Origin of the sequence: Autumnicola aciditolerans, assembly GCF_041679265.1 — a bacterium.
GTDB lineage: Bacteria > Bacteroidota > Bacteroidia > Flavobacteriales > Flavobacteriaceae > Autumnicola.
The window spans coordinates 35,781-60,984 of record NZ_JBGFSM010000007.1 but is presented as its reverse complement, the minus strand read 5'-3'; the positions used below and the strand labels follow the sequence as shown (position 1 = coordinate 60,984).

General features: G+C 37.8%; 25 protein-coding genes and 1 tRNA gene. 6 read left to right on the top strand and 20 right to left on the bottom strand.

What is annotated here, in order from left to right; genetic code table 11:
• Positions 1–2: 2 nt before the first annotated feature.
• Positions 3–866 (bottom strand): M23 family metallopeptidase, encoded by an 864-nt coding sequence (locus AB8M93_RS08995; protein ID WP_373057242.1) that lies wholly within the window; start codon positions 864–866, stop codon positions 3–5.
• Positions 867–1,087: 221 nt separating this feature from the next.
• Here AB8M93_RS08995 and tatA point away from each other — a divergent pair, with 221 nt between their 5' ends.
• Complete coding sequence (gene tatA, locus AB8M93_RS08990) at positions 1,088–1,297, top strand: twin-arginine translocase TatA/TatE family subunit (protein ID WP_373057241.1); 210 nt, start codon at positions 1,088–1,090, stop codon at positions 1,295–1,297.
• 56 nt (positions 1,298–1,353) lie between these two features.
• Here the strand turns inward: tatA and AB8M93_RS08985 are convergent, their stop codons facing one another.
• The 3 genes from AB8M93_RS08985 to AB8M93_RS08975 are packed head-to-tail and all read right to left on the bottom strand — an operon-like array spanning position 1,354 to position 5,171.
• On the bottom strand, positions 1,354–2,331 hold the full coding sequence (locus AB8M93_RS08985; RefSeq protein WP_373057240.1) for a DUF4837 family protein: 978 nt from the start codon (positions 2,329–2,331) through the stop codon (positions 1,354–1,356).
• 22 nt (positions 2,332–2,353) lie between these two features.
• The gene (locus AB8M93_RS08980; RefSeq protein WP_373057239.1) at positions 2,354–3,940 is read right to left on the bottom strand and encodes a LysM peptidoglycan-binding domain-containing protein; all 1,587 of its coding nucleotides are present in this window, start codon (positions 3,938–3,940) and stop codon (positions 2,354–2,356) included.
• A gap of 46 nt (positions 3,941–3,986) precedes the next feature.
• Entirely contained in the window at positions 3,987–5,171 is a 1,185-nt protein-coding gene (locus AB8M93_RS08975) for a phosphoglycerate kinase (protein ID WP_373057238.1), read from the bottom strand.
• 135 nt (positions 5,172–5,306) lie between these two features.
• Here AB8M93_RS08975 and AB8M93_RS08970 point away from each other — a divergent pair, with 135 nt between their 5' ends.
• Both AB8M93_RS08970 and AB8M93_RS08965 read left to right on the top strand, forming a co-directional pair.
• A complete protein-coding gene (locus AB8M93_RS08970) occupies positions 5,307–6,461 on the top strand; it encodes a DNA polymerase III subunit (RefSeq protein WP_373057237.1) in 1,155 nt (384 codons plus the stop codon).
• 3 nt (positions 6,462–6,464) lie between these two features.
• A complete protein-coding gene (locus AB8M93_RS08965) occupies positions 6,465–6,860 on the top strand; it encodes a DoxX family protein (protein WP_373057236.1) in 396 nt (131 codons plus the stop codon).
• 33 nt (positions 6,861–6,893) lie between these two features.
• Here AB8M93_RS08965 and AB8M93_RS08960 read toward each other — a convergent pair whose 3' ends face one another.
• The 7 genes from AB8M93_RS08960 to AB8M93_RS08930 all read right to left on the bottom strand — a co-directional run bounded on the left by AB8M93_RS08960 (position 6,894) and on the right by AB8M93_RS08930 (position 14,860).
• Positions 6,894–7,043: a hypothetical protein gene (locus AB8M93_RS08960; protein WP_373057235.1), complete on the bottom strand. Its 150-nt coding sequence runs from the start codon at positions 7,041–7,043 to the stop codon at positions 6,894–6,896.
• 151 nt (positions 7,044–7,194) lie between these two features.
• Positions 7,195–7,707, bottom strand: a complete 513-nt coding sequence (locus AB8M93_RS08955; protein ID WP_373057234.1) for an OmpH/Skp family outer membrane protein — start codon at positions 7,705–7,707, stop codon at positions 7,195–7,197.
• A 239-nt stretch (positions 7,708–7,946) separates the two neighbouring features.
• Positions 7,947–8,816, bottom strand: coding sequence for a class I SAM-dependent methyltransferase (locus tag AB8M93_RS08950; RefSeq protein WP_373057233.1), 870 nt, complete (start codon positions 8,814–8,816; stop codon positions 7,947–7,949).
• Positions 8,770–9,285: a hypothetical protein gene (locus AB8M93_RS08945; RefSeq protein WP_373057232.1), complete on the bottom strand. Its 516-nt coding sequence runs from the start codon at positions 9,283–9,285 to the stop codon at positions 8,770–8,772. The genes AB8M93_RS08950 and AB8M93_RS08945 overlap by 47 nt, the downstream gene beginning before the upstream one ends.
• A gap of 37 nt (positions 9,286–9,322) precedes the next feature.
• Positions 9,323–11,194 (bottom strand): tRNA uridine-5-carboxymethylaminomethyl(34) synthesis enzyme MnmG, encoded by a 1,872-nt coding sequence (gene mnmG / locus AB8M93_RS08940; protein WP_373057231.1) that lies wholly within the window; start codon positions 11,192–11,194, stop codon positions 9,323–9,325.
• A gap of 17 nt (positions 11,195–11,211) precedes the next feature.
• The gene (gene ybeY / locus AB8M93_RS08935) at positions 11,212–11,640 is read right to left on the bottom strand and encodes an rRNA maturation RNase YbeY (protein ID WP_373057230.1); all 429 of its coding nucleotides are present in this window, start codon (positions 11,638–11,640) and stop codon (positions 11,212–11,214) included.
• Positions 11,624–14,860 carry a hypothetical protein gene (locus AB8M93_RS08930; protein ID WP_373057229.1) on the bottom strand — a complete coding sequence of 1,079 codons (3,237 nt, stop codon included), beginning with the start codon at positions 14,858–14,860 and terminating at the stop codon, positions 11,624–11,626. The genes ybeY and AB8M93_RS08930 overlap by 17 nt, the downstream gene beginning before the upstream one ends.
• Before the next feature lie 149 nt (positions 14,861–15,009).
• On the opposite strand from AB8M93_RS08930, the gene gltX reads away from it, so the two are divergent.
• On the top strand, positions 15,010–16,524 hold the full coding sequence (gene gltX, locus AB8M93_RS08925; protein WP_373057228.1) for a glutamate--tRNA ligase: 1,515 nt from the start codon (positions 15,010–15,012) through the stop codon (positions 16,522–16,524).
• 39 nt (positions 16,525–16,563) lie between these two features.
• Here the strand turns inward: gltX and AB8M93_RS08920 are convergent, their stop codons facing one another.
• The 5 genes from AB8M93_RS08920 to AB8M93_RS08900 all read right to left on the bottom strand — a co-directional run bounded on the left by AB8M93_RS08920 (position 16,564) and on the right by AB8M93_RS08900 (position 19,562).
• A complete protein-coding gene (locus AB8M93_RS08920; RefSeq protein WP_373057227.1) occupies positions 16,564–16,749 on the bottom strand; it encodes a hypothetical protein in 186 nt (61 codons plus the stop codon).
• A gap of 30 nt (positions 16,750–16,779) precedes the next feature.
• Positions 16,780–17,013, bottom strand: coding sequence for a DUF6327 family protein (locus AB8M93_RS08915; RefSeq protein WP_373057226.1), 234 nt, complete (start codon positions 17,011–17,013; stop codon positions 16,780–16,782).
• Positions 17,014–17,019: 6 nt separating this feature from the next.
• A complete protein-coding gene (locus tag AB8M93_RS08910; protein WP_373057225.1) occupies positions 17,020–17,364 on the bottom strand; it encodes a phage holin family protein in 345 nt (114 codons plus the stop codon).
• 8 nt (positions 17,365–17,372) lie between these two features.
• Positions 17,373–17,747, bottom strand: coding sequence for a YtxH domain-containing protein (locus AB8M93_RS08905; RefSeq protein WP_373057224.1), 375 nt, complete (start codon positions 17,745–17,747; stop codon positions 17,373–17,375).
• A 132-nt stretch (positions 17,748–17,879) separates the two neighbouring features.
• Positions 17,880–19,562, bottom strand: a complete 1,683-nt coding sequence (locus AB8M93_RS08900) for a glutamine--tRNA ligase/YqeY domain fusion protein (protein ID WP_373057223.1) — start codon at positions 19,560–19,562, stop codon at positions 17,880–17,882.
• Between the two features lie 138 nt (positions 19,563–19,700).
• Between AB8M93_RS08900 and folB the strand changes: the two genes are divergently transcribed.
• Both folB and AB8M93_RS08890 read left to right on the top strand, forming a co-directional pair.
• Complete coding sequence (folB, locus tag AB8M93_RS08895) at positions 19,701–20,057, top strand: dihydroneopterin aldolase (protein ID WP_373057222.1); 357 nt, start codon at positions 19,701–19,703, stop codon at positions 20,055–20,057.
• Positions 20,058–20,105: 48 nt separating this feature from the next.
• Positions 20,106–20,176: transfer RNA gene (locus AB8M93_RS08890), tRNA-Cys, on the top strand.
• Positions 20,177–20,367: 191 nt separating this feature from the next.
• Here AB8M93_RS08890 and AB8M93_RS08885 read toward each other — a convergent pair.
• The 4 genes from AB8M93_RS08885 to rnr form a co-directional block, all read right to left on the bottom strand.
• Positions 20,368–21,141, bottom strand: a complete 774-nt coding sequence (locus tag AB8M93_RS08885) for a hypothetical protein (protein ID WP_373057221.1) — start codon at positions 21,139–21,141, stop codon at positions 20,368–20,370.
• A 218-nt stretch (positions 21,142–21,359) separates the two neighbouring features.
• Positions 21,360–22,079 carry a LysE family translocator gene (locus AB8M93_RS08880; RefSeq protein ID WP_373057220.1) on the bottom strand — a complete coding sequence of 240 codons (720 nt, stop codon included), beginning with the start codon at positions 22,077–22,079 and terminating at the stop codon, positions 21,360–21,362.
• A gap of 30 nt (positions 22,080–22,109) precedes the next feature.
• Complete coding sequence (locus AB8M93_RS08875; protein WP_373057219.1) at positions 22,110–22,781, bottom strand: head GIN domain-containing protein; 672 nt, start codon at positions 22,779–22,781, stop codon at positions 22,110–22,112.
• An 8-nt stretch (positions 22,782–22,789) separates the two neighbouring features.
• Positions 22,790–24,991 (bottom strand): ribonuclease R, encoded by a 2,202-nt coding sequence (rnr, locus tag AB8M93_RS08870; protein WP_373057218.1) that lies wholly within the window; start codon positions 24,989–24,991, stop codon positions 22,790–22,792.
• Positions 24,992–25,204 lie beyond the last annotated feature (213 nt).

The following is a 25,204-nucleotide window of genomic DNA, read 5'->3' as shown; positions in this document are numbered from 1 at the left end:
AATTATTTGAAATCTATATATTCTGTAGGATCCACAGGGGTTCCTTCATTCCAAAGTTCAAAATGCAGGTGAGGCCCGGTACTATACTCCCCGGTGGAACCGGCTGTTGCTATTACCTCCCCTGCCCTAACGATATCTCCCTGCTCTTTGGTAAGGGAAGCATTGTGTTTATATACCGATAGCAAATCATAACCATGCTTAATAATAATAACATACCCAGTCTCCGCCGTCCATTCCGAAAAAATAACCCTCCCATCTGCAACAGCTTTCACCGGGGATTTTCTGGCTACTACTATATCCACAGCAAAATGCCTGTCTTTAGGGTCAAATCCTTCTGAAATGGATCCTTTTACAGGAGCAATTAGCGAAAAATTGATATTTTCAGTAGCACTGGGCAAAATGTTATATTTATCTTCCTGGGCCACTTCCTCCCTTAAAAGCGAATCTGCTTTGGAAGGGCTTACTTCCTCATAATCTTCTTCATATTCTGAAGGTGGCAGCAGGGAATCTCTGTTTAAATTATCTGTATCAAGGTCTCCTGTTAAAACGCCTTTTATCGATCCCAAATACTGGTTATTTAACTTAATAACGTTTTGAAGGGAATCTGAAGTGTAAGCCAGGTTTGCCGCCCTTTCCTTAAGTTCTGCGGAAGAGTACCCCGGAATATATTCTTTTAAAGGAGTAAAGGCAATGATATAAGTAGTAGCCGCAATTAGCAGAATGGCACTAAGGGTAACAATTACAAAAACATTTAATTTATTTAACCGGAAAGAAAGCCGTTCCTCAAAGGTATCTTCATTGAGGATTACCAGCCTGTATTTATGCAATAGCTTTTTAGCGAATTTCCTGTTCTTCTTTTCTCCCATTATTTAAAATAATAATACAAAGATAGGGTAAAATTTAAGGCTTCATCAAAGAAGCCTTTCCTGCCGGTAAAACTCCAAGTGATTTCCTGTTTACCTGTTGTAATTGTTTCAGTTTCACCCTAAAGAACCCTTCCTGCAAGTTAAAATTATACAATTTTGTTTCTTCTTAACGCTTAGATTGCTTTATTCTTGTTAAGTTTGTAACATTAAAATATATAAACATGACTGCATTCATATTACCATTAGTAATAGGAGCACCACAAATTATATTAATTGTAATTGTGATCTTGCTCTTATTTGGAGGACGAAAAATTCCAGAATTGATGAGAGGACTGGGAAGTGGAATAAAAGAATTTAAAGATGCTTCCAAAGATGAGGACGAGCCACACAGAGCTTCTGAAGCTAACAAAGTCCCTGAAGACCGTAAGTAAAATTTTTAATTATAAGATACTCAAAACCCAGGCTTTGCAGCCTGGGTTTTTTATTTTTAGTTAATTTTCGCAGACTGCAGAATGGCGTCAAGCTCAAACATATTGTCCCGCTTAGACATTGATGGATAAAAGAGAAAGCCTTCCAGTATTACATAACGGTTATTTTCTTCATCCCTAACTGCATAGTTTACAAAAGGGCCGGCCATAAAAGCATTTTTTACATCCCAGGTGCCACGGGTTTCATAGGCAAAATGCCCGTCTATTTCTGTTTCAAAAAGATAAGGTGCATAGGCTTCTTCCGTTTGCATGTAACTACCTTCCACTGGGCCGGGAATATATTTTTCTCCAATAGAATCCCGCATTTTGATAATATTCCCAATTACATTGGTATCTTTTTCTATTGTAGAAAGCGGCACTTCATAAACGAGAATTTCCATAAGACCTTTTGGAATTTCTTTTCTTATCCAAATAAAATCATCTTCCTCCATGGCATAACGATATGCCGAAGGAAACTTCATGGATACCTCTAATTTTTCCTCCAGTTTCTCATCATTTTTCAATGACTTTCCAATTCTTCTCTGTTTTTCCTTAAGCTCTGTATTTTTAAGGATTTTAATAATACTATCTGAATTTGCACGTACCACCTCCTTTATTTCCTCATTATTCTCACCGCGAACTACCACCCCGGTTTGGGGCTTGGCATATTCCTCTTTAATTACCTGAAATTCTTTTTGTTTTCCTTTTTCAACTAAAAAGAAAAGGCGGTTTTTACGAACAAATCCTGAAAACGTCTGGGGAGGAATCTGGCTTAGCGAAAATAAAGGCTCGTCCTGGGGGAGACCATCCACAGGAGCGGCCAGCTCATCTCTTACCACTTCTCCTACTTCGCCTTCCCATAAGCTGTTGTCCATTACCACCGTTACCTGGTTGATATTCCCTGAAGAATCGGCTAATACCCTCACATTCTCTTTAGAATCGTTTTTACAGGAAAAAAGAAAGATGAAGCTAAAAAGAAGAATTAAATTGCTTTTCATTTTATTGGTTTTGGTTTAGAATCTATCCCTTAGAAACCTTAAGTTTCATACCGGGCCGAAGGTTGTTAGCACTCACTTCATTCCAAACCCTCAAATTCTGTACCGTAACTCCTGGAAACTTTTTTGAGATGCTCCAAAGGGAATCTCCATTTTTTACCGTGTAGGTCTTGGGATTATTTTCATTAGAATTTGTTTTACTGGTTGGACTGGCATTTGCCACTGCGGGCCTTCTTGGATAAACCGTAAGATACTGCCCAATTCTAAGATTGTTGCTCCTTAAGTTATTCCATCTTTTAAGCTCACTTATGCCCACTCCATATTTCTCTGCAATCCTGCCAAGATAATCCCCGCTGCGTACCCTGTATCTTACCTTGTCTTCTGCTTCCACGTATTTAGGAAGTTCCTGTTTTTTTTCGGCAAGTTCTTTTTCCACGAATTGATAAATGGCTGCTTCATTAGCTACAAAAACTCCGGTGGCGGGCCTGGGAAGCCTTAATGTATAATTTTCACCTTTTACAAAAGGAATAATATTTAATTTATAGCTGGGATTTAAAAACTGAAGCATCTCCTTATCTGTTCCTGTGATTCTGGAAATATGATCAAAATCCAGCATATCTTTAACTCTAATGGTATCGGTCTCAAAATAAGCCACCTCCGGACGGTTAGGCTGAAAATTATGCTCCTTTGCATATTCAAAAATATAAAGCGTGGCCAGGAATGCCGGTACATAACCAGCCGTTTCCCGAGGCAAATATCTTCTTAAATCCCAGTAATCCACAGATCCGCCGCTTCTTCTTATTGCTTTGGAAACATTTCCAGGGCCCGAATTGTATGAAGCCAGCACCAGATCCCAGTCTCCAAAAGTTTTATAGAGTGCGGCCAGGTACTTTGCGGCTGCCTCTGTAGATTTAACAGGATCCATACGCTCATCTACATAAGAGCTTACATTTAGATCATGCATTTTCCCGGTGGCAAACATAAATTGCCATAGACCCGTTGCGCCCACGCGGGAACGGGCTCTGGGGTTAAGAGCAGATTCCACAATGGCCAGGTATTTAATTTCCAGCGGAATATCATATTTGTCCAGTTCCTGCTCAAAAAGCGGAAAATAATAATCGCTTAAAGCCATTAAACGTTCCATGGCTTTTTTGTTTCGCTTAAGATAGGATTTTATAACACTCTCAAGAATAGGATTATATTCTATATTAAAAGGGGTACGGGAATTAAGGTCTTTAAGCCTGGCTTTTAGCGTATCTGTAGGTAAATCATTATATACTACTTCTGAATAATCCTGCTCCAGGATTCCCTGGTGAATGGTTTCAAAAAGATCGGAATTTAGCAATTCAGATTTCCATACAGAATCTATAGCTTTTGCGCGGGGCAAATCCTTTAAGGCTACAACTGAAGAATCCCTAACTACGGCCGAGATAGGGATTCTGTTTTTATATTCGGGGTCAGGCTCAGCCAGTTCTATTTCAGTATCGCTTGATTTCTGAAATATCTGCACCCTGAAATTGGCCTTCTCCACCTGCTTCTTAGCGTTTTTTTCCTGAGCAAATCCGGAAAATGCCAAAAGAGAAAAGACCACTAGAATTCCCCTTCTTATCATAGTTTAATATTAAATGTTGATCTAAATCAACGCAAAATTCATTCCTTTATTTTCCAATAGCCTCAATACCGGGAAGGGATTTTCCTTCCAGCATCTCCAACATGGCACCACCACCAGTAGAAACGTAGCTTACTTTATCTTCCAGCCCAAATTTTTTCACCGCAGCCACAGAATCTCCGCCGCCTACCAGTGAAAATGCTCCTTTAGCTGTGGCATCTGCAATAGCTTTACCTATCTCGATAGTTCCATTTGCAAAAGTATCCATTTCAAAAACTCCAAGCGGGCCATTCCAAAGGATAATTTTAGATTCTGAAATTACCTTGGAGAAATTACGAAGGGTTTCCGGCCCTACATCTAATCCCATCCATCCGGCAGGAATTTGATCTACTTTTTCAATTTGGGTACTTGCCTGTTCAGAAAAACTATCGGCAATTACTGAATCTACCGGTAAATGTATTTGTACTCCTTTTTGTTTGGCTTTTTCTAAAATCTCAAGAGCAAGTTTTTGCTTGTCTTCCTCTACAAGGGAGGCTCCAATATTTCCTCCCTGTGCTTTAATGAAAGTGTAGGTCATCCCGCCACCAATGATTAAATGGTCTATTTTGTCCAGGATATTTTCGATAACAGTAATTTTTGAGGACACCTTAGCACCACCAAGCACTGCGGTTACAGGCTTTTCTTTACTGTGCAGCACTTTATCCAGGCTCTTAATTTCCTTGGCAAGCAGATATCCAAAACATTTTTCCTTAAAATATTTTGCAACTATGGTCGTAGAGGCATGCGCACGGTGAGCCGTACCAAAAGCATCATTAACATAAATATCTCCAAGATGGGCAAGCTTTTTGGCAAAATCCTTATTTCCCTCCTGCTCTTCTTCATGGAAACGCAGGTTTTCCAATAGCAGGATTTCTCCTGGTTTGAGCTCATCTGCAGCTTTTTTCACATCAGGACCCACGCAATCTTCAATGAATTTTGGCTCCACTCCAATAATTTCTGTAACCTTTGATATAATATTTCGAAGAGAGAATTTTTCTTCATTTCCTTTAGGCCTTCCCAGGTGTGACATTAACACGACACTTCCACCATCTTCAAGAATTTTTTGAATTGTGGGTTTTGCAGCTTCAATCCTGGTAGCATCTGTAACTTCAAGATCTTCATTAAGGGGAACATTAAAATCTACCCTTATCAATGCCTGCTTATCTTTAAAATTGTAATCGTCTAATGTTTTCATTAAAAATGTTTTTTCGACCCAAAGCTAATTAATACTGTTAAAGGCCGGTTGGTTAATGGTCCTTAGAGGACGGGTTCTTTACAAATATAATTTTTTCCTGAGATATAAAAGTGCATATAAATTATATATTTGCTCATGCTTTTTTCAGATATCATAGGATTACCGCATCTTAAAAATCACCTTACCACCACCGCTAACAGGAACAGGATTCCGCATGCGCAATTATTTGTGGGCAAAAGTGGCAGCGGTACTTTACCTATGGCCATTGCATACGCACGATATATCCTTTGCAAGAATTTAAATGCTGAAGATGAGCGCGGGAACGCCTCCTGTAACCTTAAATTTGCTAGTCTCTCTCATCCGGACTTGCATTTTGCATTTCCTGTGGCTACCAATGATAAAATAAAAAGCCATCCGGTTTCTTCTAATTTTTTAGTTGAATGGAGAAAATTTGTACTTTCAAATCCTTACGGGGATTTACTGGATTGGTACCAGGAAATTGGAATAGAAAAGAAACAGGGGCAGATTGGAGTGGATGAAGCGCAGGATATTGTAAAATCCCTTTCCTTAAAATCTTATGAAGGAGGCTTTAAAGTAATGCTGATATGGATGGCCGAAAAACTAAATACTGCGGCTGCCAACAAACTGCTGAAGCTTATAGAAGAACCGCCTACAAAGACGCTGTTTATTTTAATAACTGAAGATGAGGAGCAAATTATCCAAACCATCCGGTCCCGCTGCCAGACCTTACACTTTCCGCCACTGGCAGAAGCCGATATTGCTGAAGGTCTTGTAAAAGATGAAAATTGTGACAGGAATGAAGCTCTGCAGCTTGCACACCAGGCCAATGGAAGCTATACCAATGCCCTGCATCTTTTACAAAAAAGTTCTGGCGATGAACAATTTGAGCAATGGTTTATACAATGGGTAAGAACCGCTTTTAAAGCCAAAGGTAATAAAGCCACCGTTTTGGAACTGATTTCCTGGAGCGAGGAAGTTGCCGGAATGGGCAGGGAAATGCAAAAAAGTTTCCTTCAGTATTGTATGGATTTTTTCAGGCAGGCTTTAATGATGAATTATAAAGCTGATAACCTGGTCTATCTTTCCCCCAATACTTCAGGTTTTAAACTGGAAAAATTTGCACCGTTCATTCATGGAGGAAATATTATGCAAATTACCGGCGCACTTGAAGAAGCAATTTATCACATTGAAAGAAACGGGAATGCGAAAATTATCTTTACAGATCTTTCCATTAAACTCACCAGGTTTCTACACAAAAAAGCGGCTTAATCTATGGAGAATCTCACCTTATATCCTACAGAAATTCTTATACTTTTGTTCATCCTGATAACTTTTCTCCAATCGGGATTAGACAAAGCTACAGACTGGAATGGTAACAATGAATGGTTAAAAGGCCATTTTTCAAAAACCTTCTTATCAGGTATGGTTCCTTTTATGGTTGCGGTAATTTTAATTCTTGAAGTAGCTACAGGATTACTTGCCGCCGTAAGCATTATAAATATACTTGTTTCTGGCAATTCCCGCTTAGCATTGTATACCTGCATTCTTGCAGCCATTGTACTGCTTATGCTCCTTTTTGGACAAAGAGTGGCTAAGGATTATGCCGGGGCATTTACCATCACAGGATATTTTATGGTGGTTATCTTTGGGGTTTTTCTGTTGTCATAAATCCATTATCCCGTAGCGCTAAACCCAGCTTTATTAAGCCAGCCTGTGCAGGAAGAATAAAGATACCAGGAAAATAAAAAACAACACCACCACCAGGTTATCATATCTGGTATCCTTTCTTGGATATTTTAAATTAGGTTTTCTTCTTTTTCTTTCTACATGGTGATTTTTGTATGTGCTCATCTCCTTTAATGTTTAGTTCAATTATTACATCTTTGATACTTTTCATGAGCATTTTTTATTAATGTAGCAATAAAATTGCTTTAACACAAATTTATGAACATAAAAAAAGGCTACCATAATGGCAGCCTTATCTTTCTAAAAATCTAAAGGATTATTCAGCGCTATATTCTGAATTTAATTTTTCAAGAATCTCCTCTGTTAAATCTTTTCCATCCTTAGCGTACATTATATTTGCAGATTCGTTTGAACCAAAAATATAGGTGTAGTTGTTTTCTTCACCATAATTCCTCACATAATCTTTTACTTTGGTAACAATAGAATCTATCACTGCATCGCTTTGCTCCCGTAGCTGGCCACCCTGCATTTGTTGTTGCTGTTGCAACATTTGCTGCTTTCTCATTAGTTCCTGCTCCTTTTCCTGACGCTGGCCCTGGCTAAGAGAATTCATCTCAGACTGGTATGCCTGCACTTCCTGCTGGAAAGCCCTGGCTGCAGAATCTAACTGCGCTCTTACAGAATCTGATTTTGAGGTAAATTCTGCCTGCACTTCTTCCATCTCCTTATACTCCTTAATCAGTTTTGTAGTGTCTACATACGCTGTTTTTTCTTGGTTACAGGAAGTAAACAAAACTCCAAGAACTAAAACTGCTAAAAATTTTTTCATAACCTATTTTAATTAAATTTTGCGCAAATGTAAGAAAGTTAAATTATAAAAAGGGGATTGGATTTGGAATTACATAAACTAAGATTCATTCAAAAATATCTATAATGTACTTAATAAAAATAAATATTCTCTATGAAATGTGAACTAAAATAAAGCCCTGTAAGGCATTTTCTTTAGAAGTACATATAATGAATCATCTAAAATAATATTCTTCCTTCTGAAGAAGATGAGCAATTTTTTCAGGTTTTTTTGAAGAAATAGGTAAGGGAAGAATATTCTGTGGAAGATTTTGCTTTTAAATTAGATCTTAATCCGGTTTTAAAAGCTCTTAAAAAATTAGCAGATCCTGTGCGGTTTTTCTCCGAAAGCAGGCTCACGTAATAGGAATCAAAAAGCAGCGGTTTTGTTTCTATTAATGAAAATCCTCCTTTTAAAAATATCGCTTTCATGCCTTCCTGTGAAAAATGAAAAAGATGCCTGGGCACATCGTAAGCAGCCCAAAATTCTTCATAATGGATGGCATCAAAACTTTTAAAATTTGGTACCGCAATAATTAGAATTCCATCTTCCGCTAATAAATTATAAAGAATATTTATTTCGGCTACAGGATCTTTTAAATGCTCCAGAACATGCCATAAGCTAATAACATCAAATTTATTAATTTCAAGCTGCTCATAATCCCGAACCAGGGAAATGCCTTTTGATTGCGCTTTAAATCTTGCCATTTTGTTTGGTTCTATGCCCAATGCACTAAATCCATTCTTTCGGGCAGTATTTAAAAAATCTCCCGTTCCCGCTCCCACATCTAAAATTCTTCCTGATTTTTTATACTTTTTGATCCAACCAAGCTTCTTCTTCAGCATATATTCTTTCACTTGCTGATATATCTTTTCGATAATCGTTTTTTTTGAATCGGTATGGGAAATATACTCCTCACTGGAATAGTAGGAGGGCAAGTTTACGGGTATGGGTTTGGTTTCTAAAATTTCATATTCCGGATGCCGAAATAGCTCAAATGTTTCGCCTGAAACCAAATAATCTTTGCAGGAAATATATGGAGAATTAGCCATTAAAGTAATTTTGTTCAGGATATTTTCGGGAAAAATCATTGAATTCTTTTTCAAGATTTAAAAGATACTGGTGCACTTTTTCCTGGAAAATAGAGCTACTGCTTAAATGATCTACTCCAAATTGATCTATCACCTGAATAGACACAAAAAATTTTACAGGCCCCTCTTCGGTTTCCAGCTTCCGGTCCTTATCAAAAAACTCGTGGAGATAAAGAGTTTCTTCGCGGTCATGAGCAAGATTTACAGTAATGATAAAAATATAGTCCACATCTGGAAATAACTTCACCTCAGTATTTACAAGATCATTATTCTTAGGAAGCCCCAGGTAGTTTCTAATCCAGTTACGTGTTTTTTCTTTTTTTAATTTACTTTGAAATTTAAATACGTTGCTGCCATTCTCTTTATTAGAAGCGATTACCTGGGAGTGCCCCATATCTGGTACACTATGGGTGGTAATACAAGCACTTTGAAGTAGAATTATAAAGATGAGCAAAGGTTTGTTACGCATTTAAAACGGCATTAGTTCCACGTGGAACAATTTAGGATTATCTACCCATATAGACCAATAAAACGGAGATATCATTTGGACTCACCCCACTAATTCTTGAAGCCTGGGAAACTGAAGTAGGTTGCACTTTATTTAATTTCTCCCTGGCCTCAAAGGACATGGATTTTATTTTAGAGTAGTCAAAATTTAAAGGAATTTTAACCTCTTCCAGGCGATTCAATTTATCTGCATTATTTTTTTCCTTTTCAATATACCCAGAATATTTCACCTGAATTTCGGTTTGTTCCAGCATTTCTTCATCCAGATCATTCTGCAGGATATATTCTTCCACGCCGGGAAAATTCCTGATATCTTCCATAGTAATATTGGGACGCGAAAAGATTTTGAAAATTTTATCACTCTGCTTCACCAAAGCTGAATTATTATCTTTTAGAACAGGATTTGAGTATTCAGGCGTCACACTTTTATCTTTTAGAAACTTGACAAAACCCAGGGACTTTTCTTTCTTCTCCTCCATTCGCCTCATGCGCCCTTCAGAAGCCAAACCTAATTTATAAGAACGTTCAGTCAACCTGAAATCGGCATTATCCTGGCGTAGGAGCGTTCGATATTCCGCACGGGAAGTAAACATCCTATAGGGCTCCTCAGTTCCTTTAGTAATTAAATCATCGATTAAAACCCCTATATATGCCTCATTTCTCTTTAGAACAAATTCATCCTTCTCCTGCACTTTAAGCGCGGCATTAATTCCAGCCATTAATCCCTGGCAGGCCGCTTCCTCATAACCGGTGGTTCCATTAATTTGTCCCGCAAAATAAAGACCCTTCACTAGCTTAGTTTCTAACGTATGTTTTAACTGAGTAGGAGGAAAATAATCATATTCTATAGCATACCCGGGACGAAAGAACTTTACATTTTCAAAACCAGCCACAGATCGCAATGCTTTAAACTGAACATCTTCCGGTAGGGAAGTTGAAAAACCGTTTACGTAAACTTCTACCGTGTTCCAGCCCTCAGGCTCTACAAAAAGCTGGTGCCGGTCCTTATCGGCAAAACGATTTATTTTATCTTCTATTGAAGGGCAGTATCTTGGACCTATGCTTTTAATCCTGCCATTAAACATAGGAGACCTGTCAAAACCCTCCTTTAAAATTTCATGGACCTCATTAGAGGTATATGTCATATAACAGGAACGCTGCTTTTTCAGAGGTTTTGTTTCATCAGAATATGAGAATTTACCGGGATTTTCATCCCCGGGCTGTTCCGTCATTTTGGAATAGTCAAGGGACCTCCCATCTACCCTTGGAGGGGTACCCGTTTTCATCCTTCCCACTTCAAAACCAGCATCAATAAGATCTTTGGTAATTCCCGTAGCAGCCTTTTCTCCTGCCCTACCCCCGCCAAAGTTTTTATCTCCTATATGTATAAGGCCGTTTAAAAAAGTTCCGTTAGTACACACAACGCTTTTAGCCTTAATTTCCAGGCCTAAAGAAGTCTTTACCCCGGTAATTTTATTATTTTCAATTATTAAGCCAGCCACCATTTCCTGATAGAAATCAAGATTATAAGTTTGCTCCAGCCTTAGCCTCCAATCTTCAGAAAAACGCATTCGATCACTCTGCACACGTGGGCTCCACATAGCTGGCCCTTTTGATTTATTAAGCATTTTAAACTGGATAGCGCTGGTATCACTAACTAAACCGCTATAACCTCCCATGGCATCAATCTCACGCAAAATCTGTCCCTTTGCAATTCCCCCCATAGCAGGATTACAGCTCATTTTAGCGATATTCTGCAAGTTCATAGTAACCAGAAGCGTTTTACATCCCATATTGGCTGCAGCCGCGGCTGCTTCGCTACCGGCATGGCCGGCTCCCACAACTATGACATCATATCTCTTTTCGAACATATAAACCTTCTTTTTTTTTATTGTTCCACGTGGAACAATTTAATCTTCTCGTCTTCCTTCTGTCGCATTAAAGCAGTTTCACTTTCAGTTTTATCCTTGTACCCGCAAAAATGAAGTATCCCATGGGCCATAACGCGCCTTAGCTCCTCATTAAAACTAACATTATATTCCATGGCATTTTCTGCAACTCGCTCTGTACTTATAAAAATATCTCCCTGTACTATATTACCTATAGAATCATCAAAACTGATAATATCCGTATACGTGTCGTGATTTAAATATTCCTGATTTATCTTATGCAGGTAAGCATCATCGCAAAAAATATAGCTAATTTCCCCAGTTTTTTTTCCCTCCGATACTATGAGGCTCTTAATCCATTTTTCATACTCCTCCTCTTCCTCTAGGATAAAATTATTCTCGGAATAAAAATTAATCTTTTGCTCCATCAAAATACTCCTTTACTTTAAGCTTATATATTTGCCGCAAAGGTAATATTTGTCTGTTTAAAATTTCTGTAGTATTAAAATATTCTTTAGCACGGGAAATATCTGCTTCCTTCTTGTTGGAATATGCCTTTATATTTGTAGTTGAAATTCTTTTATTATCCTCTCCCTGCTCAATTTTAGCATCTTTAAACTTCATTAATTCATGCTGAAGATCGAGCATTTTTTCCAAATTTTGAGCATTAAATTTTTTATCCAGCAACTCCTTTTCCAGCTCTTCCATTTTTCGTTGAATAGGGTTTCCATTTTTACCCGCTCCTTCTTGCTCCATAATCCGTTCCAGTTCTTCTCTAAGCCTTTGCTGCTCTTTATAAATTTCAAATAAAACTCCATTAAGGCCTTCTTCAGATTGCTTATTATTTTCACCCCTACCCTGGCTTTTCTTTATTCCTTCCTGCATTTGTTCCTGCAAACTTTCCTGCTTTTGGATAATATCCATAAGCTGCATTTCTTCTCCCGCGGCACCGTCTCCCATTTGCGGATTAGCCATTTGTTGCATAGTTTCTAATATTCTGTCTAAGAGATAAGCCAGGTTGTTAGACCGGGTTACCACATATTGCTGACTAGCTGTTCCCTGGGGAATTTCATTTTCTGATAATCTTTCCAACGCCTTATCAAGATCATACTCAATATTGGTAAGGTTCTGGGTTATTTCCTCATTAATCATCTGGTTGCTCAAGGCCAGGGTATAAAGACTGTCATCTATATGCTGAAAATGTTCTTTTAGCACATTTTGTTTTCTTAATTTGTTGGCATAAATGGGATTTGACTCCTCAATATTCCTAAATTGTTTTAGGAGGTCTTCCTGTTCAAACGAAAAATTTAAAAGATTATCCAATATCTGCCTCAGGGTTTCAATATCAGCATTTAATTGATCCCCTTGCTGTTGTGCACTCTGCTGCTGCATTCGTTTGCTCATTCCCTGCATCTTTTCTGCGGCACTTTTTTGTTTTCCTTCTGCCTTCTTTGCATTACCTTCCTTAAGCTCTTGTTCAGCTCCCTGCTGATCCCATTTTATATCTTCCTCATCAGCCTTTTCTCTACCCAGATCCTTCGGGGATTTTAAAGCTTCATTAGCTTTTTCCAATTCATTCATTTGCTCCCCAAAATCCTCATATTCTTGGGTCAGTTTTTCCTGATCCTGAACGCTCTGATTTTCCTGCCCGCTTAATTGTTCCTGTTTCTCTGATAACCTGCTCAGATCTCTGGCAAGTTTTTGTTTTTTTTCTTCTACATAATAACGCTTGGTCAATTCCAACAACTGCTCGAGATTTCTTTTATCCGTCTTACTCTTCCTTCCCATCTGCTCCAGTTTTTCACCCAATTCTTCCCTGCTTATTTTTTCAGTCATACGTTGCAATTCTTCCAGCATTGTCTCATTTTTAGTCAATTGTTCTTCATTGGCACGTACTCTTCTTTGCAATTCCTTAGAAGATGAATCTTTTTCCTCTCCAGGATTCTCCAGACTATTTTTTAATTTTTCAGAATAATTTTGCATTATTTCATTCTGCCTTTTCTGCCGCTTAATAAAATCTTCCAGCTCTTTGCGTTGACTATAACTAAGTTCTGGATTTTCTTTTTGAATTTTTAAAAGTTCCTCAAGTTGTATTTCATTGAGATTGATCTCCTTCAGAGAATTGTTCATCTGGTTGATAGATTCGGCCTGCTGTTCCAGATGCTCTTCCTTTATTTCCTCATAGGTCTTCTTCTTGTAAGAAAATACTTCACTATTTGATGATTTAGCACCATTTATTCCATCATTATCAAACACCTGAAAATAGAAGTTATAATTTACCCCTCTTTCCAAATTTAATTCCCCTGGAAAAACAAAGAGGAATTCATCTACAAGGCCCCCAGTTTCAGCAATGGGAACTTGCTGGGCCTGCTCCTTACTTCCTTCAGGATAATAAATTATTTTAAGCCTGCTTAAGCCATAATCATCTGAAACTTTCCCCCTGAAGTATCTGGTCCCAACCTCCAGGGTATCTATTTTTTGAGTAACCAAAATTTTAGGATACTCATCTTGTTTAACCTTAAGTTGATAAGACAGCTGCTCATAATTGGATACCTCATCATTAGAAGTTCCAACTTTATAATTCATATTTGAAAATACGGGCAGGCTATATTTAAAATTTCCTCCGGCAGAGCTCAACTTCACTACAGTATCTTCGCTGGTAAAATTGATATTTTTGGTTTGCCTGGTTTGAAAAAGCCAGTGCACTATGGTTCCTTCAGGAATTTGGGCATTTCCAGTACCACTTATACGGGCATCCTTCTTTTTTGTGTAGGCTGGGTAATCCAGATTCATCACAAAATTTATCAGTTTTGGGACCTTCTTCACGGTTACATGATAAGGGCCAGAATTCACCTGGTTACTTTCCAGGTAAAAGGAAAAATTTTCTTGTGGGTTTTTAAATGTATAACCAAAAATTCCAGGTTCTTCATTTTTCATTACATAAACCTTTCCGTCGTAACTCAAGGAGATTTGAGCCGGGGCTATTCTTCCTGTAGTAGAAACCCTTAATTTAAAATCTTCATTTTCCTTTACAACCAGAGAGTCATTAAGTATAATAAAGTTAAAAGGCGCTGGTGGTTGATAAACCTTATTATAGTGAGATACACGCTCATAACTATCAGAAAAGAAAGAAGAATTACCGGTAAACAGCAAGGCAGCGATGATTACCACAGGAAATGCGGCAAACTTGAGATACTTTAAATTTTCGCGGAAATTAATAGCCGCAGAAAATGGAACAGGTTGCAGTTGTTTTGCTTTTTGCTCTATCCCTGCAAGCAACAAATCTGATTGATTTTTATCCTTCTTAAGCTGAAGTACATTCAAAAGTTTATCATTAACCTTGGGAAAATGCCGACCAATAATCCTGGAGGCTTCCACTTCATTCAATCCTTTAGATAACTTAAAAAGTTTCACCAGTGGAATAATGATAAGCTTTATTAGAAGTATCACTTCTGCAAAAATGAACAACCAAAATAATATAGCTCTTCCTTTACTACTAAGCCAAAAGAAATATTCAATCCCAAGGGTTAAGAGGAAATAAAGCAAACCCACCGCCAGGAACAAAATAAGCCCCCGCAACAACCGATTTAAATAATATTTACGGATAAAAGCTTCCAGCTTATCCTGTACAATCCTGAAACTATCCATTCTTCTCCATTAGTTTGCCCTTAAAAATACAATATTTTTAGATCTCTTTGTATTAGCCTGAATGGCTGCGTTAAGATGATAAAATGCCTTTGCAATAGATTTAGGATTACTTTAATAAGGTTGTATCTTTGAGGCAAAATTTTAAGATTATGCCCGCTAAAGTACGAGTACGTTTTGCCCCCAGCCCTACCGGCCCTTTACATATAGGAGGGGTAAGAACAGCCTTATTTAATTATCTTTTTGCTAAAAAACATAATGGAGATTTTATATTAAGAATAGAAGATACAGACCAAAACCGTTATGTGGAAGGTGCTGAAGCTTATATAATAGAATCCCTTAACTGGTGTGGAATACCCTTTGACGAAGGTCCAGGAAAGGAAGGAAACTTTGGTCCTTATCGCCAAAGTGAAAGAAAAGAAAAATATAAGAAATTTGCAGATAAGCTTATCGCATCTAAGGCAGCTTATTTTGCTTTTGATACTGCAGAAGAATTAGACGAGCATCGAAAAGAGCATGAGGCCAATGGAAAAACCTTTATTTATAATTGGCACAATAGGGAAAAGCTGAAGAATTCCCTGTCTCTTTCCCAGGAAGAGGTTTCTAAGAGAATTGAGGGGGGGGAACCTTATGTGGTACGATTTAAATCTCCTCCTAAAGAAATGCTCCATATTAAGGATGAAATAAGGGGAGATATGCAAATAGATACCAGCATTTTAGATGATAAGGTGTTATATAAAAGTGACGGAATGCCCACCTATCATCTCGCGAATATCGTAGATGACCATCTAATGCAAATTACACATGTTATTAGGGGTGAGGAGTGGTTGCCTTCACTTGCACTTCATATAATGCTATATAGGGCCTTTGGATGGAAGGCGCCGGAATTCGCCCATTTACCACTAATTCTCAAGCCCCAGGGAAAAGGGAAATTAAGTAAACGCGACGGGGATAAATTAGGATTTCCTGTTTTCCCTCTGGAATGGAAGGATCCTAAAACGGGAGAAGTATCTAGTGGTTATCGTGAGGAAGGATATTTTCCGGAGGCGGTTACTAACATGTTAGCATTTCTTGGATGGAACCCCGGTACAGAACAGGAATTTTTTAATATTGAAGAATTAATCCGGGAATTTGAGCTTACTCGTGTTCACAAAGGAGGGGCTAAATTTGATCCGGAAAAAACAAAATGGTTCCAGCAACATTATTTTCAAGAAGCAGACAATAAATTATTATCTTCCAGCTTCATGAAGCTTCTGGAAAGTAAAGGCTTTACTCCAGATCAAAGTTATGTTAGCGGCATAGTGGAACTGGTAAAAGAGCGCGCGGTTTTTGTACAGGATTTATGGGAGCAGGCTTATTTCTTTTTCCTCTCCCCTACTTCATACGATCCTAAAAACAGCAAAAAGGCATGGAAGGAAGATACTTCAGCTTTAATGGAAGAATTAAAACAGGAACTGGAAACAGTGGAAAACTGGGATGCTGAAAATATTCAAGGCAAAGTAAAGGCATGGATTGGTAAAAAGGAAGTTGGTTTTGGAAAAGTAATGCAGCCCCTGCGCCTGGCATTAGTGGGAGCACTACAGGGACCAGACCTATACAAGATAGCTGAACTTATAGGCAAAAACGAAACGCTGGCCAGAATAAAAAAAGCTATAGAGACTTTATAAAAATTTTCAAAGGCCCGGAACTACAAAGTTTCGGGTTTTTTAATATTTATCTTCTTCAAGAGTTATTGCTATTTCAGTAGCTTTAAAAGCCGTTTTTATTTCTTCAGGAACTTCTATATCAATATGTATTTTTTGTTTCACAGAGGCGCTTAAACAAAGCCTTTTGTGATAGTAAATTGTTATAAAGGAGATAGTTTTAATAAAAAAAGCCTTTGAAGATTTCAAAGGCCTGTGCTTATAAATCTATCTGAAAAATTATTTAGAAGAAACAAGTTTTTTAAGGCCGAAAATTTTAGAAGCTGCTTTCATCACCAAGGCACGTTGTACCATACTTCCAAAAAGGCTGCTTACCAAAGATGCAGGAGACATGTTGGCTTTAACCTGATCTATACTTAGTTTTACTTCTTCCTTATCAATTTCGGTTTGTAGTTTCAGGATTTTCAAATCCCTGTCTATTTCCTTAAAGTTGGTATATCTCTTTTTCATCATCTATTTTTAATTGAAAAAAGCTTCAGAAGCCTTAGTTAGGATTACTTTTCCTAATTTCTTTCTAAATAGCAATATGAGAATTAAGATTAAAATATAGAAACCTGCCACTATCCAGAAACCTGCACTGGGACTATCCAATGCTGTACTGATAGCTACGGCAGCCGCAAAGGAAATAAACAGCAATGCAAATACCCCAAAGAAAAACAGGAGTAAAGCATTCACCAATCCAATGGCACCTTTGATACCCTGCTTGAAGAATTTTAATTTGAAATATTCAGCATTGCTTTTAGTAAGCGTCTGGATATTTTCATTTAATTCTGTTATACTGTTGCTCAGTTTCTCAAATGCCATATATTATCTTATACTACCGCCTTATTAGCTGTGGCTTTAACTTCTTCAGTTTTGGTGTCCTTTTGTAATTTTGCATTTTGCTTTCTAAGCTCCTCCAGCTTAGATTCCATTGCAGATAAAATATCATCTGCCTTATAACTTGCTGAGGATAATGTTTCTTCAAGTCGGGCTTCAAAATCCAGGCGCGCCTTTTTAGCCTTTTCAGATAAATTTGAAGAAGTTTCTTTATATTTCTTATTGAAATTTTTCTGAGCCTTATCTGATTCTTCTCTAATCTTCTTTCTGGTTTGTTCCCCGCTCTCCGGAGCATATAACATTCCTAGACCTGCTCCAATAGCAGCACCAGTTATTAATGCCATTAAAGTGCTTCCTGTATTTGCCATAATAGTTAGTTGTTTAAAGTTTATACTTCTAGCAAAGATAACCGAACACTGCTTCTATGCCTGTTAATAACCGGTTAATATGTTAAAATCCTTTGCTAAAATATTCTTAAAAAGGAAGTTAGGAAAAATATCTTAGTTTTTGCTCTTTTTACCCCAGGAATCACGCAGCGTCACTGTACGGTTAAAGACTATTTTCTCTGCTGTGGAATCTTTATCCACACAAAAGTAGCCTATTCTCTGAAACTGGAAATGTTCCATAACTTTAGCATCTTTAAGGCCAGGCTCGAGATATCCCGTAATCACTTTGAGCGATTCCGGATTAATTACATCAACAAAATCCTTTTCTTTATCGCCATCGGGTACTTCTTCAGAAAAAAGCCTGTCATAGAGCCTCACTTCAGCTTTAAAAGCATGTTTTATTGAAACCCAGTGCAGGGTACCTTTCACCTTCCGCAGGGATTCCGGAGTCCCGCTTCCGCTTTTACTTTTTGGATCGTAGCTACAATGAATTTCCACAATATTGCCATGTTCATCCTTAACAACATCTTCCCCTTTTATGATATAAGCATTTTTAAGCCTTACCTCTTTTCCCAGGGTAAGCCTGAAAAATTTACGGTTCGCACTTTCTTTAAAGTCTTCCCTTTCAATATATATTTCTCTTGCAAAAGGTACTTCCCGGAAACCTGCACTTTCATCTTCAGGATTGTTCTCTGCTTCCAACCACTCCTCTTTTCCCTCTTCATAATTGGTAATAATAACTTTTACCGGATCTAAAACACCCATCACCCTGGGAGCTGTCTTATTTAGATCTTCCCTAATGCAGAATTCCAGATGAGACACATCTATTACATTCTCGCGTTTTCCTACTCCAATAGATTCGGCAAAATTCCGAATAGAAGCCGGGGTATAGCCTCTCCTGCGCAAACCTGAAATTGTTGGCATCCTGGGATCGTCCCAAGCTGTAACAATGCCTTTTTCGACTAACTGAAGCAGTTTTCTTTTACTTACAACGGTGTGGCTTAAATTTCTCCTGGCAAACTCCCTTTGCTTGGGTTTAAAATCTTCAGGTTTGCTTACTTTTTCCACAAACCAGTTATACAGCTCCCGGTGTGGCAAAAATTCTAAGGTACAGAAGGAATGGGAGATATGTTCAATAAAATCACTTTCGCCATGCGCCCAGTCGTACATGGGATAAATTTTCCATTCATCATTGGTCCTGTGATGCTTTTTGTGCAGGCACCGGTACATCACGGGATCCCTCATAAGCATATTGGGAGAAGCCATATCTATTTTTGCCCTAAGAACATGTGCGCCTTCAGCAGTTTCCCCATTCTTCATTTTTTCAAAAAGCTCCAGGTTTTCTTCTACGGAACGATTGCGGTAAGGACTTTCCTTGCCCGGTTCTGTAGGAGTGCCTTTTTGTTCTGCTATTTGCTCTGAAGTCTGGCTATCTACATAAGCATCCCCGTTTTTAATCATTTCCACCGCCCAGGCATACAACTGCTGAAAATAATCTGAAGCATAGCATTCCTTGGCCCATTTATATCCCAGCCACTCCACATCTCGTTTAATAGCTTCTACGTATGCACGTTCTTCTTTTATGGGGTTGGTGTCATCAAACCTCAAATTAACGGGGGCATCATACTTCTCTCCTAATCCAAAATTCAGGCAGATGGAAGAAGCGTGGCCAATATGCAGGTATCCGTTAGGCTCAGGAGGAAACCTAAATTTCAATTCTTCCCTGCTGTAACCGGCTTTAAGGTCTTCTTCTATAATTTGCTCAATAAAATTGAGTGATCTTTTTACTTCAGACATAACAATAATTAAATAAAGCGCAAAGTTATCAAAAATAAGATCGCTTTAAATATTCCCGGCTTATAAGAATCGTTAATTTTAAAGCCGCAGGATTGATTCTCTTGGCAGCAGAAGCTATCTTTGCCAAAAAGTTGAGCATTGGGAACAATAAAATTAAAAAATATAAGGGTTTTTGCCTATCATGGTTGCCTGGATGAAGAGGGAAAAATAGGTAGTGATTACCGTGTGGACCTTAGTGTAAAGGGAGACTTATCTCACTCTTCTAAAACAGATGCCCTCACCGATACTATAGACTACGTTCACCTTAATAAAATCGTAAAGGAGGAGATGGCTATTCGCTCCAAACTTCTTGAAAATGTAGCCGAAAGGATTATCAACAGGACGCTTGAAGAAATCGAGCTGGTAAAAAAGGTAAAGGTGGATGTTTCAAAAATAAACCCGCCTATTGGTGGCAATGTTGCCATGGTTACGGTTCGCCGTAAGAAATCCCGCTAGTTTTTTGATGGCAGATTATAAAATTTTATTACATTTGCCAACCAAAATGGCATCGTGGCCGAGTGGCTAGGCAGAGCTCTGCAAAAGCTTGTACAGCGGTTCGAATCCGCTCGATGCCTCAAAAAGCTTCCTTTTAAACGGGAGCTTTTTTAATATTCACTAATCACTGCCAAAATTCCAGTGTTCATACCCAGTCCAGGAGGTAAAAAGGCCAGAAAAGTTCTTCAGTAAACCAGCACTTTTTTTGGTTTTATGCAGTAAATGGTCGTATATCACTAGCTTGGAGCAGTGCTTTTAGTTGGCTTAACGGCTAATGATGATATGCATTTTTTAAATCTTTTTCTAAATTTTTAAAAACATATTCGTGTTCCTGTTCTATTCCTATCTTTTCTAGGCTCTCCCAATAAATTCTGGGATATAATTTGGAGGTATAGGTGGTTATTCTTGTCATTTTTGTTTCCCCGCTTTCCAATTCTTCAAATAAATAAATTGCTTCTTTAAATCCAAGCCATTTTCTCCCGGTTAACTGATAATCTATAACATCCATTTTTAGAATTTTACCTTTTTGCAACGCAGTAATTCTTTCTATTATTTGCCCACCTTCAAAATAACATGTCCTTATTCCTCCCACTTTTTCTTCATCTAAAACACATTTTTGAGGAACTGGTAAATCAAGTTTCATTAAAAATGGCTTTTCAGCATTTAGGGTATCAACAGATTTTATCATATTATAAACCTGCATTGGGGAATATGGCAGAACTATGGAAGACTTTACTTCAATTTCATCCTTTTGATCTCCCATAGCCTGATTTTCTCCAAATCCAATTGCTAAAAATAAGCATAATGGAAAAAGAGCATTCTTCCCAAGATTCTCTTTTTTTGAACTTTCGCCGAATTTTATAAGTAAATACTTGATTAGGACTCCAATTGCAACTGCACATAAAATTAAAGGCATAGCCAATAAAATACACACCATTCCTTCCAGTCCGCCTGCTAATAGTAAAGTAAAAAAGATCACCAGGGATAAAATTAATCCCCACAGGCTTAATGTTTTAATGGTTGATTTTCCTAAAGTATATCCCAAAACAAACGGCAGAAATACAAAGAAGGAGTAGCCATATCCTATTAGTTCATAATGCAGTAAAATAAACCCGAGGGATAAAAATGTAAGACTAATAATAACAGATGCCAGAAACTCTTTTGATCCCATGTTAGTTTTAATATTACCTTTACTTTAAGGTTTTCTATGCGCTATTTACTGTTTCATGTAACTCAAGTAGTCCATGCCTTTTCCAAGCTTATTCAATCTAAGTAGTTCTCTATTTTTCCAACACTGTCGTTAGGCGTAATGGTCTCTATCTGGTCTTTAATTTCACTGGCCTGATTAGGAAAAGCGCCCTGAAACATTAAGATACATCCAAAAAATATCAGAAGAATACTAATACCTTTTTTCATTTTATAGATTCGGGTAGGGGTTAATTTACGGTTTAATTTTTTGGCTAAGAGTATTTTTACAATATCCACTACCAGGTAGGTCCCTATAACCGAAGCAAAAAACAGCAAAATCCTATCGGTTTGCATATTCATTTTAGGAGTGAAAACAATCACCAGGCCTAGCCAGAATCCAAGAACCCCTACATTTATAAAGTTTAGCAGAAAGCCTTTAGCAGAAAGTCCAAAATAATCGCTTTTGCTAAACTTCCTTATTTCGGGTGTTTCCTCTTCTTCCCTTTTAAACACTTTCTTAGTCTGGATAAAACTCATAAGGCCATAAGTGGTAAGAATTGCACCTCCAAATATAAATAGACCCGGATCGTCTTTAATGGAATCTAAAAGTTTATTAGTACTAAAGTATGCAATGATCAAAAAGATGATATCTGCAAGGATAACTCCTAAATCCAGAGCAAAGGCAGCTCGAAAACCTTTAATGGCAGCCGTTTCCAGTAAGACAAAAAAAACAGGTCCAAACAAAAAGGCAAGAAATAAGCCTAATGGTACTCCCGCTAAAATATCCTGTAACATAAATTAAGTATGTACTGCAAAGGTAAAACTTTAGTTTTTGCTGATCACTTTCCCGCCAAAAACCGTTTGTTTATCAATAACCTCTGGATCTCCATAAACATTTACCACGCCACCAGCTTTTACTTTTGCAACGACTTCCTTAGATGCATGAACATCTGCCACGCCTCCCATGCTAATATCAACACTTGTATTGTGGCTACGTAAATTACCTCCATAAAATTTACCACCGGCCCTAACGGTAATATCCTGATGATTAGAAGTTCCCTCCACATCAATTTCTCCACCAGTCAAAGCTTTAGCTGTTAAATGGTTTACTTCTATACCGGCATAGATTTCTGCTCCCTCCTGGACTTCCATTTCAAGGTCTCCCTGTTTTAACAAATTTTGAACCTTGATTGTGGCATTTTGAACGGCAGTCAATTTATGGACCTGAGTATAATATACCTTTATTCTTACATCTTCTTCTTTCCAGATATTATCAATACTTTGTTTTATTTTCAGCACGCCATTCTCAACTTTAAACTCCACTTCTTCCCTATTTTGGCCGGTAACTACTGCTTTACTGGTACTGGCTTTGGTAAGGCTAACCTGCAGCCCGTTGGATACCTTTATTTCATCAAAATTCTCCAGATTATGCACTACTTCCTGTGCAAATCCAAGGGAACCATAGAAACAGAGCAGTACTATAAAGATTTTTTTCATTTTAGCATTTATTTATTTTCATATTCTTCCCGGGATCCCAGGAATGTTAGGTCCAGTTGCCTTTTAAGCAAATCGGCATTTTTTACCCGCACATAAACCTCATCCCCCAGCTGGTAAGACTTTTTAGATTTTCGTCCTGTTACCGCATATTGCTCCGCATCAAATTCATAATGATCATCTTTCAAATCCCTTAGCCTAACCATTCCTTCACATTTATTTTCTTCAATTTCTACAAATATTCCCCACTCGGTCACTCCGGAAATTACCCCCAGAAAATCCTCATTTTGATGATCCTGCATAAACTTCACCTGCATGTATTTAATAGAATCCCTTTCCGCATTGGTGGCAAGATTTTCCATTTCACTGCTATGGTGGCACTTTTCATCATATTCCTCTTCATTTGCTGAAGGCTGTTCATCCAGGTAACGCTGCAGCAAACGATGTACCATCACATCTGGATAACGCCTAATTGGAGAAGTAAAATGCGTATAATAATCAAAAGCGAGGCCATAATGACCAATATTCTCTGTCCCGTAATAGGCTTTGCTCATCGTACGTATGGTAAGGGTATCTACCAGGTTTTGCTCTTTTTTACCCTGAATATCTTCCAGTAGGGAATTTAATGAGGAAGAAACACTTTTCCTGTCCTTTAAATTCAGTTTATGCCCAAATTTGGCCACGAGGGTTTGAAGAGAGGCTAGTTTAGTATCATCGGGCTCATCATGGCAGCGGTAAACAAAGGTTTTTTTCGGTTGCTTTTTCCCTATAAATTCGGCCACTTTCCTGTTTGCCAGTAACATAAACTCTTCAATTAATTTATTGGCTTCTTTGGCAGTTTTAAAGAAAACCCCTACCGGTTCATTTTCTTCATCCAGTTTAAACTTTACCTCCACTTTATCAAAAGAAATTGCACCTTCCCTCATACGCCTGGATCTCATGATTACCGCCAGATCATTTAACTGAAGAATGGCTTCCACAATTTCACTGCTTGTACTATAAGCTTTATCCTGTATAGAGATTTCTTCAGGTATTTCCCCGCCTTTGGTTTCTATGATGTGCTGCGCCTCCTCATAGGCAAAACGCGCGTCTGAATAAGTTACCGTTCTTCCAAACCACTGCTTTTTAACATTAGCTTTTTTATCAATTTCAAACACCGCTGAAAAAGTATATTTTTCCTCATGAGGCCTTAAAGAACAGGCATTATTGGAAAGAATTTCAGGAAGCATTGGCACTACCCGGTCTACAAGATAAACTGAAGTTGCCCTTTCATAGGCTTCTTCATCTAAAATGGTATCCTTTTGAAGATAATGGGAAACGTCTGCAATGTGAATTCCAATTTCATAATTGCCATTTTCAAGTTTTGTAAAGCTTAAAGCGTCATCAAAATCTTTGGCGTCTTTGGGATCTATGGTAAAAGTAAGATCTTTACGCATGTCTCTTCTTTTACTAATTTCAGACTCCTGAATGGAAGTATCCAGTTTATTGGCAAATTCTTCCACTTCTTTTGGAAACTCATGTGGAAGCCCATACTGGGCAAGAATTCCATGAATTTCGGTATGATGCTCCCCTGGGGTTCCCAAAACCTGGATAATTTTTCCAAACGGAGAATCTGCTTTTTCCGGCCATTCTTCAAATTCAACCACTACTTTATCCCCGTCTTTCGCCTCTGCAATTTTATTGCGCTGTACAAAAATGTCCGTATACATTTTTGGATCATCAACCTTTACAAAACCAAAATCCTTTTTAAGGTCCAGGATGCCTACAAACTGTGTTCTTTTTCTATTTAAGATTTTTGTTACTTCCCCTTCAGACTTTTTTCTCCTGCGCTTATTGTAGATATAAATCTCCACTTCATCGCCATGAAAAGCGGTATTCAAACAGTTTTGCGGGATAAAGACATCATCTTCAAGATCATCTACCAGTACATACCCATAGCCTTTACTGGTCATATCCAACTTACCTTTATAATAACTGGCGCTTGCTTCAATTTTAAATTTTCCCCGCTCCACCTGGGTAATTTCCTTTTTGGCCGCCAGTTGGGCAAGGTTTCGGGTAATTTGATTCCGGCTACCGGGATCATCAACTCCTAGGACAGAAGCGATTTGTTTATAATTATAGGTTTTCCCTGAGTTTTTTCTTAAAATATCTAATATTTTCTTGGAGAGATTTCCAATTTGTGTTGAGGAGTTCTTTCTTTTCTTTTTCTTCATTTCAATGTATAAATGATAAAATTACAGCTTAAAAGTTACATTATAGATCTTTGAATGTAAAGTTTTAAATGAGGAAACATTTTTTTAGGATAGCTGCGCTATCCTCTCTTCTTCCAATTTATTTTTTTATGCCTTACGTCCTGGTATAAAAAAAATTCTTAAAACGTTATTAAAAACTTAAAATTTTCATAAATTTGTTTGTCTTTGTATTTC